This is a genomic window from Pseudomonas sp. JV449, from assembly GCF_032424295.1.
GTDB lineage: Bacteria > Pseudomonadota > Gammaproteobacteria > Pseudomonadales > Pseudomonadaceae > Aquipseudomonas > Aquipseudomonas marginalis.
Genome location: NZ_VYKD01000029.1, coordinates 1 through 14922, shown reverse-complemented (window position 1 = coordinate 14922; position 14922 = coordinate 1). Strand labels below are relative to the sequence as shown.

The window sequence follows — 14922 nt, the reverse complement described above, 5'->3', positions numbered from 1 at the left end:
GGTTAGGTTCGATTGGATGCGTATGGGGCGATGGGTGGTCAGTTTCGAGGGTCTAGGTTGCGCATTTGCGCGGAGGTACGGCAGGATACCGGCGCTCTGCAATCAGGATCGGCCCGAATCCCGTGGGCCCTCGCACAAGGTCGTCAACCGTGAACGCTTCCGCAGCCCCCTTGATCGACCCTGACCTGGGCAATCGCATGATCAAAGTCGACCACGCCGGGGAGCATGGCGCGATCTGTATCTACAGCGGCCAGCTGTTTATGGCGCGATTGTTTGTACCCGGCATGGTGGGTGAGCTCGAGGAATTCCTGTCCCACGAACGTCGCCATCGCGCGGTGTTCCAGGCCGAGTTGCAACGACGGGGTTACCGACGCTGCCGCAGCTACTGGCTTTGCGGCCTTGGCGGGCTGGTGCTGGGCCTGCTCACCGGGGTGTGCGGGCGCAAGGCTATTGTTGCCACCACCGTCGCGGTGGAAAGCGTGGTGCTCAAGCACCTGGCTCATCAGCTTCATGCGTTACGCGAAATCGACCCACTGGCCGTGACGGCCATTGCTTCCATCGTTGAAGAAGAGCAACACCACCATGACCACTCGGCTGCGCAGATCGATGTGCAGGATCCCTGGTTTCGTGCGCTGACGCCGGTGGTGACGGCGTGGACCGAAGCGGTGATCTGGATGGGCATGCGCTCCTGACAAACAGGCATAATCGCCGCCAACACCGATGTGGAGTCACCCATGAAGTACGTCCTGCTGACCCTTGCGCTGATTCTCAACACCAGCGCCGCCAATGCCGCCGGCGATGCCGAGGCCGGCGGCAAACTCTTCACCAAGACCTGCGGCGGCTGCCACAGCGTCGGCGAAGGCGCACGCGGTGGCTTTGGCCCGGAGCTCAACGGCATCATCGGCCGACCTGCCGGCACCACCGCCGACTATCAATATTCGGACGCGATGAAAAACTCCGGTGTGGTCTGGACCCGCGACAAGCTCGCGGCCTACATCGAAGCGCCCAAAAAGGTGGTGAGTGGTACGCGCATGATTTTCTGGGGCATCAGCGACCCGGAAAAAATCGACAATATCCTGGCGTACCTCGAGACATTCCAATCCAAGTAATCACTCACGCACATTCCTGAACAGCATCAATCGCGCACTCTCGTGCAGCCCACGGGTCAGTGCCTGCAGGCGCTGGAATTCCTCGGGGTGCTGCGCGGCCACATCGTCACGCGGGGTGAGTGATGCCAGGTCATGCAAGGTGGGTGAGCTGCCGTCGTGCTGCATCTGCAGCAAAAAGTGCCGGGTCACGCCGCCGATGATCGGGAAGGTGCCTTCGCGCAATACCAGCGGCACCACGCGTTCGCCCTCGGGCGCCGGTTGCTGGATGTCCCGGCCCATCGCACCGTTGCGAAACGGTACGCCTGCCATGCCGGCCACGGTGGGCAGCAGGTCGGCCAGCCCTACAGCTTCCTCGATCACCCGAGGCGCAAGGCCGGGAGCGTGGATCAGCAGCGGCACGTTGTTACTTTCCAGGCCCAGCTGTTCGAAGGCCGGCGCCATGTGCGGGATCTGGCTGATGCGGGTGTTGTGGTCGCCGAAGAACACAAAGATGCTGTTGTCGTAGTAGCCACCGGACTTGGCGATTTCCATCAGCCGGCCGATGTTGTAGTCCAGCAGGCGTACGGCGTTGTACTGCTCGACACTGCGGGAGCCCGCGGCCTGGGCCTGTTCCAGCGTCACGTGGCTGAGCTGGAAGCCATCGTTGTGTTTGGGGATGGTGAAGGGGCGATGGTTGCCGGAGGTTTGCAGGTAGGCAAAGAACGGTTGGTCCTTGGGAAGCGTGCTCAACAGATCGTCAGCTTCCTTGAACAGGTCCAGGTCGGAAATCCCCCACACGTCTACCCGTGGCGATTGCCAGTCGCTCTCCTCGAACAGTTGCACATCGTCGATGCTCTGGCGGATCAGTGCATTGATATTCGCCCAGCCGGCGTTGCCGCCGATCATGTAGAACTTCTGGTAGCCCTCGAATGCATTGATCAACGTGTGTTGCCGCGTGATCAACGGGTTGCGCGTGGCGGTCTCCTGGCGGGTAACGTCGGGCACGCCGCTGATGCTGGCCCACACGGTTTTGGCCGTGCCGGTGACAGGCACGTAGAAGTGTTTGAAGAACCAGCTTTGCGTCGCCAGTTTGTCCAGGTTCGGCGTGGGGTTGAGCGGGTTGCCATAGGCACCCACGGCACTGGTGCCGAGGGATTCGAGCATCACGAAAATCACGTTGGGCGGGCGCTCGCCGGCCAGTCGATAGGGCTGCACGCCTTGTTCGCGGATGAAGTCCAGGGACTGGGCATCGGGTTGGGGCACGCCCAGGTATTCGGCGACTTGCGGGTAATACTGGCGGACCTGGGCCTCATCGAACTGCGATTGGCCGACCTTGAGCGTGTCATACAAAAACAGCACCGGGTTCAGGCCCACGGCGGCCAGTTGGCTGTTGCCGGCAAAGAAGGCATCGCTCCAGCGCAGGGGCACCGGGTTTTCCAGGTTGAGATGGGCGACACGGCCCAGCAGGGCCAGCAGCACCGCGACGACGCCCATCACACTCACCAGCGCCAGTGCCGGTTTGCTGATGGCGGTGGGCGCTCGATCCAGGGTCAACCGCTCCAGGCAGACCAACGCCCAGACCCAAAGCGCCACCGCCGCGAGCCAGCAGGCGGTTATCCACAGTACCGGGTAGGTTTCCCACACCATCTGCTGGGAAATCTGCGCATCCTGCAGGTAACGCAGCACCGTCGCATTGATACGCACGCCGAGGTAGGCGTAGTGGCCGAAGTCGATGATGTACACCAGCCCCACCCCCGCCAGCGCGATGACCAGATAACCGCGCGCCAGCCAGCGCAGGGCCGGCAGGGTGGTGAGGTTCCAGCGCGGCAACCACGCCAGCACGGCCAGCGGCAGCAGGATCAACACCGCCAGGCGCAGGTCGAAACGCAGGCCGATTCCCAGGGTTTCCAGCAGCGCCGGGGTGTTCAAGTCCAGGCCGGAAAAAACCAGCACAAACACCAGCCGCAACGCAGCCAGCAACACAAATACCAACCCGATCGCGCCCAGGCCGTAGCGCAGGCGGCGTGATTGCAACGCACTCATCATTGACCCCGGTGCCATTTCAAAAGAGGGCGCCAGGCGGCGCTGATCAGCAGCCCCGCGCCGGCGATCAGGCAGTAACCGGTCAGCAACGGGTCGACCAGATAATCCCAATAGTTTTCCGACGCCTTGAGCCGTAACGCAAAAGCCAACGTGCCCATCGCCAGCATCCACACCGCCAGCGTATTACGCAGCCACAGCATCAACAGTGCGGCCGCCGCCATCAGGGCGATCATCGGTCGCGGGTTGAAGCCCCAACGGTACGGGTCGAAGTAGGTCAGGCCCAACGTGGCCGGGTACAGCACCAGGCTCAGCAGGCCAAACAGCAGCAACGTCTGCACTTGATGCCGACGAGCGAGCGGTTGCACTAAGCCCAGGCGGCTGAGCATGACCCACGCCAACAGCACCAATGTGCAGATGGCCAGGTCATCGGTAAAACTGCGCACATACGCCGCCAGCGGCAGCTCGTTGACCGGGATAAAACTGACCGCTACCAGCACCGGCAGCAGCCATGGCCGCCAGGGAGCGGTAAACCTGAGCGCGCTCAACAGCACAAACCCCAGCAGCACAAAACTCAAATGGGCCTGCCACACAGAAACCATCACAGACGCTCCGCCAGCCAGGCTTCGTTGAAGCTGACATGTTTGATGAAGGTGTTATTCCACGAGTACACCACGTGGTACATGCCGTCCGGACTGCGGCTGAAGTACGGGTACTCGTATTCGAAATCGCAGCCTTGGGGTTTGCATACGCGGTAATCGAGGTTGCTGAGAAAGCGCTGTTCCAGCGGCAGGCGTTTGGCGCCGCTGGAGGCGCGGAAGCCTTCGCCGATGATTGCTTTATAGGCCTCGGGGGAGAACGGTTGGCCGAGCGGGTCGGGTGACTCATCCAGTTGCACCACGGTGCGCCATTGGCTGAGCTGGGCGTCGGTGCCGTAGAGGCTGAGCTTGAAGCGGCCGTCCTGCAGGTCGTTGAGGGCCACGAGCAGCCCGTCGTCCTCGGTACCCACCGCCGCCAACGATGAATTGGGATTTGCCGGTTCCAGCGGGTACGGCTCGCTCCAGGTTTGCCCCGCATCTTCGGTGCGGCTGGCCAGGACGCGGTGGTGGGTGTCGCCGGCGTAGCGCAACATCGCCACCGCGCGCTTGCCATCCAGCGGCACGATAGTGGGTTGCAGGGAGTTCTTGCCGCGGCTGATGCGGAATTTGTCGATTACCGCGCCGTCGGCACTCAAGTACAGGTACTCGGCAAACTTGCCCATGAACTCGTGGTACACCGGCAGGCCGATGGAGCCGTCGGCGTGGAACACCGGCGCGGCGCGTACCAGGGTACTGATGTTGAAAAACGGTGAGGTCACCAACTGTCGGGGCGCGGACCAGTTGGCGCCGAGGTCGTCGGACACCATCAGGTTGATTGCACTGGTGGCCCAGCCACCGACCGACACCGACACATAAAACATCCACAGGCGTTTATCCGGCCCCAGGGCAATCACCGGATTGCCGAGCTTGCGGATATAACGCTGGGTGCCGTCGCGGGTGCTTTCCCGCGTGGCCAGCACCTGCTCGGCACCCCATTCGCCACTGCGGGCATCGAAGCGTGCGGTGCGCACCTGCACATCGGCGGCGCCTTCACGGGAACCGGCAAACCACACGGCCATCAAGTCGCCGCCGGGCAGGGCGGTGACCGAGGAAGCGTGGACAAAGTCAGTGAGCTGCGAGGACACAAAACGGCTGGTGTATTGCGGGGCCGCCGCCACCTTCGAGGTGTTCGGCGCCACTTGGGCAAAGTGTGCCAGTACATGGGGCGGATGGCTTAGCCATGCGGCCAGGAACACGCCGAGCAGGCTGCAGATCAGTAAGGCGGAGCGCATAGAGAACCTGTCGAGAAAAGGATTACTGCGCAGGCTCATCCGGCAGGCGCTTCCTGCGACCGGTGAGCATGGATAACGGCAGGTTGTCCCGCACCTGGATACTTTCAAACACCGCGGCCAGCACATGGATGCACACCAGGCCCAAAAGCACATTGGCGGCGGTCTCATGGATTTGCAGGGGCCAATCGGCGCCCCACAGGGCATCCACTTCCTGCATCAAAAAGCCGCTGATGCCGACGACCAGCAACGCCAGCAACATCAACAGCATCACCAGCGCGCCGAGGGGCGAGTGGCCCAGGCGATGCTGCGGGCGGCGGTTGAGCAGCGAGCGCAGATGGGTTTTCAAGCGTTTCGGGGTCGGCCAGAAATCCGCCCAACGTGCACTGCGCGGCCCGATGAATCCCCACACCACGCGCACCAGCAGCCAGGCCATGGCGTAATAGCCCAGCCAGACATGCCAGTCGTCGCCTGCTTCGTTAAAGAAGTAATTGGCGACAAAGACCCCGGCGATCGACAGATGAAACAGCCTCACCAGCGGGTCCCACAGGCGCAGGGATTCGCCTGGCATCAGCCTTTGATCTCAGTCTTCACGGCCTTGCCGGTGACCGGATCGTGGTAGATCTCTACCTTGCGCTTGTCCTTGTCGAAACCGTAGATTTCGTAGCAGTTGCCGTCGGTGACCTTGAACTTGCTGATCTCGTAGCCTTCGGCCTTGAGCTTGTCCTGGAAGGCTTTTTCGTCTTGCCATTGTGAGCGTTCGGCGGTGGTGCATTGCGGACCGGCAAGGGCCAGGGGGCTGGCGATAATCAGGGACAGCAGGAGAATTTTGCGCATGGAAAAGCTCTCAGCAGATGTGGGAGATTTCACAGTGCAAAATCAACCTTAGCGCAACCTTAGTTGGCAACGCTCGGTAACATCTTTGCCGAAATAGCCTCGGCCAGAACCCGGCATGATGCCGCCGATTCCTACAGAGGTTTTGCTATGCGCCTACTCCTTGTCGAAGATGATCGTGCCCTTGGCCAAGGGATTCGCGTGGCATTGGGCGTTGAAGGCTACACCCTGGATTGGTTGCAGGATGGCGTTGCGGCCCTGCATGCCCTGCGCATGGAAAGCTTCGACCTGTTGCTGCTCGACCTCGGCCTGCCGCGCCTCGATGGCCTGGACCTGTTGCAGCAACTGCGCGCCGAGCAGCACGACCTGCCGGTGCTGATCCTCACCGCCCGCGACGGCACCGCCGAGCGCATCGCCGGCCTGGACGCCGGTGCCGACGACTACCTGGTCAAACCCTTCGATGTGGAAGAACTCAAGGCCCGCGTGCGCGCCTTGTTGCGCCGCAGTCAGGGCCGCGCGCAACCGATGCTGGAACATGCCGGCGTCAGCCTCGACCCGGCCACCCAACAAGTGCGGTATCTGGAGGAAGACATCATCGTCACCCCGATGGAATACCAATTGCTGCACCAACTGATGGTACGCCCCGGCAAAGTGGTGACCCGCGAGCGCCTGTCCCGCGCGTTGTATGGCTGGCAGGACCGGGTCGAGAGCAACACCTTGGAAGTGTTGATCCACAACCTGCGTAAAAAGTTATCCACCGAGCTGATCCGCACCGTGCGCGGCGTTGGCTATGTACTGGCGCTTAAACCATGACCTCGGTTCGCGCGCGCATCCTCATCCCTGTCCTGGTGCTGATCCTGTTGGGCGACGCCCTGATCAGTTGGCTGGTGCTGCGCGATAGCCACCACGAAATCGAAGAAGTCTACGACGCCCAGCTCGCCCAAAGCGCGCGCCTGTTGCAAGGCGTGCTGCGCCAACGCGACCCCGGCGAGGCTGATTGGGACCGTCTGTACCAGGCCTTCGACCAGGCCATGAGCCGTGTCGGCGAAGACGGCGTTGCCCACCCTTATGAAACCCGGTTGACCTTCCAGGTGTGGCGCAGCGACGGCCAATTACTCGTACGCTCCGCCGAAGCGCCAGTGTTGGCCGCACCGCCGGCTACCCTGGGCTCCCACGACATCATGGACAACGGCAACGACTGGTGCGCCTTTCTCCTTGCCGACCCGCAGCAAGGCCTGCTGATCTGGGTGGGCGAGCGCGACGATATTCGTCAGGACGTGATCCAGCGCATCATGCGCCACACCCTCTGGCCCACCTTGATCGGCGTGCCGTTGCTCACGGTGTTGATCTGGCTGGTGATCGGCTGGGGCCTCAAACCCCTGCGCGCCATGGCCCGCAAGATTCGCGGGCGAACCGCCGATACCCTGCAACCGCTGCGCCTCAAGCCGCTGCCCAGCGACCTGGAACCGATGCAAACCGCGCTCAACCGGCTACTGGTCCAGGTGGATGATCTATTGGAACGCGAACGCCGTTTTATCGCCGACGCCGCCCACGAACTGCGCACCCCCCTGGCGATCCTGCGCATCCACGCCCAAAACGCCCAAAGTGCCGCAACGGTCGAGCAACGGCGCGAAGCGTTGGACTTCCTGGTCAACGGCGTCGACCGCGCCACCCGCATTGGCAGCCAACTGCTGACCATGGCGCGTATCGAACCGCAGTTGAACAATCCCAAGCGCAGCCGCGTACAACTCACCGAGCTGGTGCGCGAAGAACTCGCCGAACTGACACCGCTGGCCATGGAGAAAGGCGTGGAGTTGGTGCTGGAAGGGGATGAAGACTGCTGGATCGAAACCGAACCGGTGGCGCTGGCCATCGCCCTGCAAAACCTGGTGACCAACGCCCTCAACTTCTCCCCGCCGGGCAGCGAAGTGAAAGTGGTGATTGGTGCCCATTGCCTTAGCGTGGAGGACCAGGGGCCGGGCATTGATGAGGCGGAAATGGGGCGTTTGTTCGAGCGGTTCTACAGTCGTGGCAATGCCAATGGCGCAGGGCTGGGGCTGGCGATTGTGGAGATGATCGTGGGCAAGATCGGCAGCCGGTTGGCGTTGCATAACCGTGAGCAGGGCGGGTTGTGCGCGCGGTTGGTGTTCAGCGAGGCCTGAAGCGATCACGGCTCAAATGTGGGAGCTGTCGAGCCCCTGCATCGCGGTCGCTCCACTGCGGAACATTCTGTTTAATCACTGGTCCAGTCATCATCATCTGTCACCCTGATAAGGACATCCTCCCGTGAAGCGAATCGCACTGCTCTCCCTGGCCCTGGCGCTGTGTGCCTGCCAATCCAACCCACGTGACTCATCGCCCAGCCTGCTCAAGGACGGCATCCAGCTGCGCCAGAAAACCGTGGCTGTCGATGCTGAGCACGCCAAAGTCATCATGAAAGCCTACGGCGGCACCGCTCCCGTCGAGTTCTCGATACGTCGCGAAGGCGACCCCGATCAACGCATGGAAACCCTGGGCACGGTGATGGATACAGGTGAAGGCCGCGTCTTCAACTGGATTGCAAAGCTCAACCAGACGGTGGCCAGCGCTGGGTTTAAGCGCTTCCCGCAGTTGGAGATCCAGGCAGATCCTGGCAAGAAGTTGACCGTTGCCAGTTCGTCCACCGACTCACGCCCTGGCATCTACGCCATTTGCGGGCCTCTGCTAAGTAGCTTCCAGCCTGAAAAGGGCAAGGTGTATCTGGTGGAGTTCCAGTTCAAACCTTCGGCGTGTGCGCAGCAGGTGTTTGATATTACGGATCCGGGGAAACGGGTTCTGATTGGGGGGGAGGGGAGTGAGGCGAAAGAGGGTTAGTTGGACGGCCGAACAAATGCGGATGCTGCGCTTGGAAGGACCTGAAGGTTTGATACTTCCAGCGCTCTCCGCCAGGGTCTTCATCGGTCGTGCTGACTTCGCCGAAGTACCAATGCTCTGATTCGAAAACGTTTCCTTTTTCGTCCTCGTGGATGAAGTGAAAGCCAACTTCGTGGAGGCCTGCCTGAACGACAGTCTGCGCATGAAGATGAATTCTCTAAGTCTGTGTTATTCGTTTGCACCTTCGTAATCAAACGCGATGAAGTAGTCGCTTTCTGAAAGAGCAATTTCATGAGAGAAGTGTGTCTGTATCTGTGATAGCCATTCCCGCCGCAGTTCAAACATACCGTTATTGACGTCCTCGTCTATCGACAGTCCAAGTTTAGAAATCACGGAGTAGTCGTTTCCTAGGTCCGCTGAGTCCTCCGTTCCGCGTAGCCGCTCTGTGGTTCTGTCGAACCATTCCAATCTCATTTTTAGTCCCATGTGTCCCTCATAGATATTTTTTGATGTTTCGTTTTTTCTTCGGCTCTTTTAGCTGCTCGCCGGTTATGTGACTGAACGCACCTAAATGGCTCCCATCACTTGCAAGATAAACTTCCAACTCTCCATGTTGGGAATCCCATTCATAAACTCTCCTGCCTTTTTCCTCAATCCAACGCTCTCTCAGCCCGGCACCGCCCTGTCTGGGAGTCATGGGTTTTGCTTTTATCAGGTTTCCAAAGCCAGTTATTTGTTCAGTATTTGGAGCCCTGTGGTACTTGTGATCCCCAGCCTTAACACTAACCACCACATACAGTGGTCGAACCCCCGACTCCACCGGGAACACCAGGATAAAATCCCGATACTCCGGCGGATAAATCGGGTTTACCAGAATCTGCGCCGCTTTCTCCGTCGGTGGGTAAATCCAGATCACCGGTGCTTGCGGCGCAGCCTCCAGGGTCGGAATACCCAGCGTGTCACTTGGATCAACGGCGGGCGTCCAGATCAGCTCGACACCCTCACCCAAATCCGCCACAAATTGATCGCCACGGCTTTGGAACTGCACCACATCAATCATTTGCCAATCAGGATTATTGCCGGTGTAAAACCCATACCCCTTGAGCGTGCCGTCCTCGCGTTGCTCGATATGCAAACGCATCTGCGAACGCGCCCTTTGCATCGAACGCAATTGCGCCTCGCTGTAGAGCGCGCTATCTCCCAACTCTGATGGCCAGGCCAACGCCACCAAACCCGTCAACAGGCCACCGGCGACGGATCCGACTGCAGTGGCTGCCGACTCAAAAAACGCCGAACGCAACGCCAACTGTCCTAGACCCGCCGGTAGTGCACTGCCACCGATCTTGCGCAAGGCAACTGCGCGCCGACCGTCTACCTCACGCCCACCCAGCAGGCTTAAATTGCCGTACTCTTTGATCAGCTCCAACGGGACATAATCGGCGGGGTTGAAGTAATGGGTGATGCCGTCAGGCAGTTGGCAGGGCTTGATGAAGACGCAGCCGGGAGGTTTGGCTGGCGTGGGTGCCGGAGCAGGGGATGGCTCGTAAAAATCAACAGATGGCGAATACGGCGCCCGCGACGGCTGTGGGGTCAGGATTCGCTGTTTGAGTAACTCTTCTTCGGTGGGGGGGTAAAAGCGTTCTGACATGGATGGCTCACTTCCTTGTGCTAGGGAGTGAGGCTACGAGGGGGGATCAGAAGCTGATATCGGCTTAATTCGTTGGCTAGTGTCGGAAAAGTAGACTGATGTTTGAGTCAGTCGCGCTGCTTCGATTATTTCGATTTTCGTTTGTTTCGTTCAGTGACTCAAATGTGGGAATTATCGGTGAAGGCCGGGTTTTCAACTGGCATGACACTCTCCGTATCCAACCCGGCGAGACGCCACGCAGCGAGGGGACGGGTGTGGTCAGGTAAGGCACGCGGCGATTTGCTCGCCGCGTGGTTCAACGTTACATCGGCGCGAAATCGAACGACCACAGGCCGCTGGCACGGCTTACCGTCACGTTCACCTCAGTGGCGGTGATGGGGGCGATGAACTGGGTCATGTCCGAGAAGTTCTGCACGATATAGGTCTGCCCGACCATCGGAGGCGTTGCCACCATGAAGTAAAAGTTGGGCTCGTATTCAAAGCTTACGGTCATGCTCGAGTCCACTTTTGGCATGGTCACTACAGGCCGACCGTTGACGTACCAGTTGCTGTCGAACTGCAGGTACGGGTTGGTTTTGTTGATGATGCCGCACTGCTGCGGTGTGAGTTTCTCCTTGGCCAGTGAAAGCGCCGCTGGCTCAAGGTACGGCGACAATCCGTTAGGGCTGACCGCCTGAAGCAAGGTACCAGGGTTAAGCGTGCGACGGCCCGAGATGATGGTATTGCTGTCTTTTTCACCAAGGGTGGTGACATCGGTTTCAATAATGGCCTCGTAGTCGAACGACTCCGTGGCACCGGCAGAGCCGGTCAGGATCTGCCAGGCGTGAATCCGATAATCGCGCTGAGGCTGTTGGGGTTTGAGAAATACCAGAACGGTCTTGCCTTCCATATCATCGACAGCAAAGTTCACATTGAATGTGGTCATTGTCCTTCTCCTTGTTCCCTGTTCAAGCCGGAGCAACATGCCTTGGCTTATCCCTCCTGACGTACCGAGTCACCGCTTGTGAAGATCTGTTTCAACTTCTTCCTCTCGGTGCAAGAAAGCCGTGCAGACGCGGTCATGTACGCTTCACAACTGTAGTCGCGTTGCGTCCTGACGAAGGGACATTCCGTCCCGATTGTCAGAAAGGAGTCTTGTCATGCACGCACTTACCGTCGTTGCCACGGGTGTGGCCAGCGCACTACTGAGCCTGTCGGCTGCTGCGCAGATGGACTGCGCTGCGGCTTCAGCCGCGGTGATCCCGCTACCGGTGCAGGTCAGCAACGTGGCTATCCCTAACAGCCGGAGCAACCCGCAGATAAACCAACGGCATATCTTCTGTGGCGAGATCAACGCCGCTGGCAATGCGGTGGGGTTTCACTCTCGGCCCGGTAACCATGATCCGCAGGTGGGGCCACTGGCGCTTGACCCGGTTGCCGCTCGTACCATCGGTCCTCGTACATACATGGTGCCTTACGGGCTTAATCCACCTAACGATTACCGTTATGCAAACGCCAACGTAGAAGTGTTTAACGTGGCGACGGGGACGTGGGTGGCCAAGGCAGGGCCTTCCACGTTCTTCCCCGACAGTTGCACGCAACAGCAGGTTGTCACGTCGATTCGCTATGCCTTCATGCACCTGAGCTCTGGCCTGGTGATGGGTGGGGGAAACAGCCAGATTTTCTTCGGGCCTTCCGCGCCGACGGTGATCGCCGTCGTTCCCAATCCTTATTGTGTTGATGAGCAAGGGCTGGCATTTACGGTTGGCGGCTATCTCAACGGTATTCCCCCTGCACCTGGTGCTGCCTTGGTTTGGTGGGTGAATTCCGCCTTCCCGATCGCGGCTTTCTGAGTATGGAAAAGCCTGCCCCAATGATTTGGGGCAGGCTTGTTCTTGCGGGGCTTGCCAATGGATCAAGTGCCGCAAATCGGACCGAGTAAACCCCGTAATTGCTGCCGTGCCAGTTGCACACGCTTTCGGGCGTTGGACTCACTGATCAGCAACGTCCCTGCCATACCTTCGTATTCCAGGCCATCGATGCAACGCAGCGCCAACGCCTGCGAAAGTGTCGCTGGCAACCGGCCGATGGCCAGGTTAAGGGCCTGCAAGGCTTCTTGTCCGCACGCATTGCGCTCCGGGTCATCATGCGGCGGTTGCCAGGTGACGCTTTCATACAGATCGTGATCAAGCCATTCAAGGCTGCAGGTGACCGGCGTTTTGCGCAGGCGGTCGATACAAAAGTTGTGCGCCACCCGCTTGAGCCAGGCGGGCACATTCTCCACGCTATTCAAGCGTTCGGGGGCCTTGCTCAACAGGTTGAACAAATGCAGGCGCACCTCGCTCAAGGCGTCCTCTGCATCCTGGGGGCGGCGCAGCAACCGTCGACAGCGCTGACGAATGATTGCGTCGTGATGGATCAAGAACAGCCAAATTTCATTCGGCGCACAGCCGTGCTCGACACCGTGCGGCTTCGCATCCCTGTCACTCGCCATAATCATTCCCTGATCAACTGCGGCGCCAGGCCCGACAGGCTTTTTTTGCAAAGCGTGTGAGGCACTGGCCGGAGCAAGCAGGACGGAATAACGACAGGGTTTGTGAACGTGGGCTAGTGAAATAAGGGGAGACGGTGTAGGAAATGCAGATTGGGGGGCGGTAGCCTCATGCTCCTGAGTTCTGGCTTGGTGAATGTGGGTAGCGTCAGCTGTTGACTGGGGGCTCCACTTAGTTGATGAGGTTGCGTGTAGTAAGCGGCGGTTTACTTTTAGGTAATCGGGCTCGGTTCAACAGCAGGATGACGATCAATAGGCGTCATCTTTGATGCTCTGAGCATGCCTGCTGATCAGGTCAGCAAGTGCTTGGAGATCAAGCGGGAGATTTCGACAATCGAGGTCTTGCCGGTGAATTCAAATTTCACTTTTCCCAGCGACGAAAAGTAAATCTCCAGTTCCGAATCCAGGTCAAACGTCCCGGACGTTTCCACCGAGTACGCGACGATGTTTTTGTACGGCAGCGAGGTGAAGTCCTTCTTGCTGCCTGTTATGCCTTGTACGTTCACTGCGATGATGCGTTTGGTGGTGAAGACCACGCCATCGCGCATGGCTTTGTAGGCGTCGATGACTTCTTCGCCGTCCAGCAGCAGGGCCGCGACGCGTTCGGCGTATTCGTTGTTTTGCTTGAGTTTGAAGAAGCCTTTGTTGTTGAAGTCGATCATGTGAAGGTCCTTGTGGTGAGTCCGTTACTGAATGGCTTTAAGGTAGTCCTTCAGTGTCGCGAGCAGTGGCTTGAGTTCCTCCAGCGTTGAGGCTTGCTGTACGTTGGTAGACAACCGCTGCAGCTCACGTCCCAATACCGTATCGGCCCCACCCAAAGCGACCAGTGCCTGCATCACACATTCGTCTATCTTCAGCAGAACTCCCGGCAGATCCCCCTGCCGCACCAGCAACCCGAACACCTCCCGCTCATACCTATCCATCACCAGGTCGTCCCTCAACACCGGGCTGCCGCCGTCCTCCTCATGCACGAGCTTGAGTGCAAAGAGCGCAACAGCTTCCAGCGTCAATTCCATGGTGTCGGTTCCTCTGGGGTTGGGGGAGGGCGATGATCCCTGTTCTGGGCGTGAAAACAAAGACCCGATGCGTACCGGGCTCTCTTGCGGTATTAAAGAGTCGCCTGACTTCACGGGGACACCGGAGTGATCCTTGGCAGTCGCATCCCCTATTGGCCAAGTACCCCTTCTATCTATATAGACGCAACGATGCGCTTCTTTTAAAGGTGGGCGTCGTTGCGTCGCGGTGTGGGTTCTCTGTTAAGGAAAAGATTTTCCAGAAGAGGGGTTGACCAGGTAATTCAATACTGTATTATTCGCCTCCCGCTGACGAGAGATCGGAAGCGCAAGTGGTTGAAGTTGTTGAAGAAATCTTCGAAAGCTTCTGAAAATAATCACTTGACAGCAAATGAGGCTGCTGTAGAATGCGCGCCTCGGTTGAGACGAAAGCTCTTAACCAACCGCTCTTTAACAACTGAATCAAGCAATTCGTGTGGGTGCTTGTGGAGTCAGACTGATAGTCAACAAGATTATCAGCATCACAAGTTACTCCGCGAGAAATCAAAGAATAACCAACGATTGCTGAGCCAAGTTTAGGGTTTCTTAAAAACCCAAAGATGTTTGAACTGAAGAGTTTGATCATGGCTCAGATTGAACGCTGGCGGCAGGCCTAACACATGCAAGTCGAGCGGTAGAGAGAAGCTTGCTTCTCTTGAGAGCGGCGGACGGGTGAGTAATGCCTAGGAATCTGCCTGGTAGTGGGGGATAACGTCCGGAAACGGACGCTAATACCGCATACGTCCTACGGGAGAAAGCAGGGGACCTTCGGGCCTTGCGCTATCAGATGAGCCTAGGTCGGATTAGCTAGTTGGTGGGGTAATGGCTCACCAAGGCGACGATCCGTAACTGGTCTGAGAGGATGATCAGTCACACTGGAACTGAGACACGGTCCAGACTCCTACGGGAGGCAGCAGTGGGGAATATTGGACAATGGGCGAAAGCCTGATCCAGCCATGCCGCGTGTGTGAATAAGGTCTTCGGATTGTAAAGCACTTTAAGTTGGGAGG

At 58.9% G+C, this 14922-nt stretch carries 17 protein-coding genes and 1 rRNA gene; 7 read left to right on the top strand and 11 right to left on the bottom strand.

From position 1 onward, the window contains the following. Window positions 1–149 precede the first annotated feature (149 nt). Together F6S08_RS26225 and F6S08_RS26220 are read left to right on the top strand one after the other, a co-directional pair. A complete protein-coding gene (locus F6S08_RS26225; protein ID WP_235865605.1) occupies window positions 150–692 on the top strand; it encodes a 3-demethoxyubiquinol 3-hydroxylase in 543 nt (180 codons plus the stop codon). Window positions 693–734: 42 nt separating this feature from the next. Next, entirely contained in the window at window positions 735–1109 is a 375-nt protein-coding gene (locus F6S08_RS26220; RefSeq protein ID WP_065926010.1) for a c-type cytochrome, read from the top strand. On the opposite strand, the gene F6S08_RS26215 is transcribed toward F6S08_RS26220, so the two are convergent. Genes F6S08_RS26215 through F6S08_RS26195 form a run of 5 tightly spaced genes read right to left on the bottom strand, consistent with a single transcriptional unit; the run spans window position 1110 to window position 5832 of the window. Then, window positions 1110–3131, bottom strand: coding sequence for an LTA synthase family protein (locus F6S08_RS26215; RefSeq protein ID WP_315872536.1), 2022 nt, complete (start codon window positions 3129–3131; stop codon window positions 1110–1112). Continuing rightward, window positions 3131–3730, bottom strand: coding sequence for a hypothetical protein (locus F6S08_RS26210; protein WP_065926011.1), 600 nt, complete (start codon window positions 3728–3730; stop codon window positions 3131–3133). The genes F6S08_RS26215 and F6S08_RS26210 overlap by 1 nt, the downstream gene beginning before the upstream one ends. Next, window positions 3730–4998: a sialidase family protein gene (locus tag F6S08_RS26205; RefSeq protein ID WP_065926012.1), complete on the bottom strand. Its 1269-nt coding sequence runs from the start codon at window positions 4996–4998 to the stop codon at window positions 3730–3732. Before F6S08_RS26205 ends, F6S08_RS26210 begins: the two co-directional genes overlap by 1 nt. A gap of 22 nt (window positions 4999–5020) precedes the next feature. Next, window positions 5021–5566 (bottom strand): cytochrome b/b6 domain-containing protein, encoded by a 546-nt coding sequence (locus tag F6S08_RS26200; RefSeq protein WP_315872535.1) that lies wholly within the window; start codon window positions 5564–5566, stop codon window positions 5021–5023. Then, on the bottom strand, window positions 5566–5832 hold the full coding sequence (locus F6S08_RS26195; protein WP_065926014.1) for a PepSY domain-containing protein: 267 nt from the start codon (window positions 5830–5832) through the stop codon (window positions 5566–5568). The genes F6S08_RS26200 and F6S08_RS26195 overlap by 1 nt, the downstream gene beginning before the upstream one ends. A 147-nt stretch (window positions 5833–5979) precedes the next feature. Here F6S08_RS26195 and F6S08_RS26190 point away from each other — a divergent pair, with 147 nt between their 5' ends. From F6S08_RS26190 to F6S08_RS26180, 3 genes are all read left to right on the top strand, one after another. Then, on the top strand, window positions 5980–6642 hold the full coding sequence (locus F6S08_RS26190) for a response regulator (RefSeq protein ID WP_137212827.1): 663 nt from the start codon (window positions 5980–5982) through the stop codon (window positions 6640–6642). Beyond that, window positions 6639–7991, top strand: a complete 1353-nt coding sequence (locus F6S08_RS26185; RefSeq protein ID WP_315872534.1) for a sensor histidine kinase — start codon at window positions 6639–6641, stop codon at window positions 7989–7991. Before F6S08_RS26190 ends, F6S08_RS26185 begins: the two co-directional genes overlap by 4 nt. Before the next feature lie 124 nt (window positions 7992–8115). Next, entirely contained in the window at window positions 8116–8682 is a 567-nt protein-coding gene (locus F6S08_RS26180; RefSeq protein WP_065926017.1) for a hypothetical protein, read from the top strand. A gap of 228 nt (window positions 8683–8910) precedes the next feature. On the opposite strand, the gene F6S08_RS26175 is transcribed toward F6S08_RS26180, so the two are convergent. The 3 genes from F6S08_RS26175 to F6S08_RS26165 all read right to left on the bottom strand — a co-directional run bounded on the left by F6S08_RS26175 (window position 8911) and on the right by F6S08_RS26165 (window position 11255). Next, a complete protein-coding gene (locus tag F6S08_RS26175) occupies window positions 8911–9156 on the bottom strand; it encodes a colicin E3-like toxin immunity protein (protein ID WP_370737660.1) in 246 nt (81 codons plus the stop codon). Between the two features lie 19 nt (window positions 9157–9175). Further along, entirely contained in the window at window positions 9176–10330 is a 1155-nt protein-coding gene (locus F6S08_RS26170) for an S-type pyocin domain-containing protein (protein ID WP_065947191.1), read from the bottom strand. Between the two features lie 301 nt (window positions 10331–10631). Further along, window positions 10632–11255, bottom strand: coding sequence for a hypothetical protein (locus F6S08_RS26165; RefSeq protein ID WP_027607593.1), 624 nt, complete (start codon window positions 11253–11255; stop codon window positions 10632–10634). Window positions 11256–11469: 214 nt separating this feature from the next. Between F6S08_RS26165 and F6S08_RS26160 the strand changes: the two genes are divergently transcribed. Further along, window positions 11470–12162 (top strand): EndoU domain-containing protein, encoded by a 693-nt coding sequence (locus F6S08_RS26160; RefSeq protein ID WP_315872533.1) that lies wholly within the window; start codon window positions 11470–11472, stop codon window positions 12160–12162. Window positions 12163–12224: 62 nt separating this feature from the next. Here F6S08_RS26160 and F6S08_RS26155 read toward each other — a convergent pair whose 3' ends face one another. From F6S08_RS26155 to F6S08_RS26145, 3 genes are all read right to left on the bottom strand, one after another. Further along, window positions 12225–12803: an RNA polymerase sigma factor gene (locus tag F6S08_RS26155; protein ID WP_065926019.1), complete on the bottom strand. Its 579-nt coding sequence runs from the start codon at window positions 12801–12803 to the stop codon at window positions 12225–12227. Between the two features lie 347 nt (window positions 12804–13150). After that, window positions 13151–13522 carry a PH domain-containing protein gene (locus tag F6S08_RS26150; RefSeq protein WP_065926020.1) on the bottom strand — a complete coding sequence of 124 codons (372 nt, stop codon included), beginning with the start codon at window positions 13520–13522 and terminating at the stop codon, window positions 13151–13153. A gap of 24 nt (window positions 13523–13546) precedes the next feature. Continuing rightward, the gene (locus tag F6S08_RS26145) at window positions 13547–13876 is read right to left on the bottom strand and encodes a hypothetical protein (protein ID WP_065926021.1); all 330 of its coding nucleotides are present in this window, start codon (window positions 13874–13876) and stop codon (window positions 13547–13549) included. A gap of 602 nt (window positions 13877–14478) precedes the next feature. Here F6S08_RS26145 and F6S08_RS26140 point away from each other — a divergent pair. Then, window positions 14479–14922: ribosomal RNA gene (locus tag F6S08_RS26140) — 16S ribosomal RNA — on the top strand; the annotation flags it as partial.

Excerpts from the sequence above, each read along its gene's own strand:
- F6S08_RS26155 (WP_065926019.1), bottom strand. The coding sequence starts at position 12,803 with ATGGCGAGTGACAGGGATGCGAAGCCGCACGGTGTCGAGCACGGCTGT.
- F6S08_RS26150 (WP_065926020.1), bottom strand. The coding sequence starts at position 13,522 with ATGATCGACTTCAACAACAAAGGCTTCTTCAAACTCAAGCAAAACAAC.
- F6S08_RS26165 (WP_027607593.1), bottom strand. The coding sequence starts at position 11,255 with ATGACCACATTCAATGTGAACTTTGCTGTCGATGATATGGAAGGCAAG.
- F6S08_RS26185 (WP_315872534.1), top strand. The coding sequence starts at position 6,639 with ATGACCTCGGTTCGCGCGCGCATCCTCATCCCTGTCCTGGTGCTGATC.
- F6S08_RS26145 (WP_065926021.1), bottom strand. The coding sequence starts at position 13,876 with ATGGAATTGACGCTGGAAGCTGTTGCGCTCTTTGCACTCAAGCTCGTG.
- F6S08_RS26190 (WP_137212827.1), top strand. The coding sequence starts at position 5,980 with ATGCGCCTACTCCTTGTCGAAGATGATCGTGCCCTTGGCCAAGGGATT.
- F6S08_RS26210 (WP_065926011.1), bottom strand. The coding sequence starts at position 3,730 with ATGGTTTCTGTGTGGCAGGCCCATTTGAGTTTTGTGCTGCTGGGGTTT.
- F6S08_RS26195 (WP_065926014.1), bottom strand. The coding sequence starts at position 5,832 with ATGCGCAAAATTCTCCTGCTGTCCCTGATTATCGCCAGCCCCCTGGCC.
- F6S08_RS26200 (WP_315872535.1), bottom strand. The coding sequence starts at position 5,566 with ATGCCAGGCGAATCCCTGCGCCTGTGGGACCCGCTGGTGAGGCTGTTT.
- F6S08_RS26160 (WP_315872533.1), top strand. The coding sequence starts at position 11,470 with ATGCACGCACTTACCGTCGTTGCCACGGGTGTGGCCAGCGCACTACTG.
- F6S08_RS26175 (WP_370737660.1), bottom strand. The coding sequence starts at position 9,156 with ATGAGATTGGAATGGTTCGACAGAACCACAGAGCGGCTACGCGGAACG.
- F6S08_RS26170 (WP_065947191.1), bottom strand. The coding sequence starts at position 10,330 with ATGTCAGAACGCTTTTACCCCCCCACCGAAGAAGAGTTACTCAAACAG.
- F6S08_RS26205 (WP_065926012.1), bottom strand. The coding sequence starts at position 4,998 with ATGCGCTCCGCCTTACTGATCTGCAGCCTGCTCGGCGTGTTCCTGGCC.
- F6S08_RS26215 (WP_315872536.1), bottom strand. The coding sequence starts at position 3,131 with ATGAGTGCGTTGCAATCACGCCGCCTGCGCTACGGCCTGGGCGCGATC.
- F6S08_RS26220 (WP_065926010.1), top strand. The coding sequence starts at position 735 with ATGAAGTACGTCCTGCTGACCCTTGCGCTGATTCTCAACACCAGCGCC.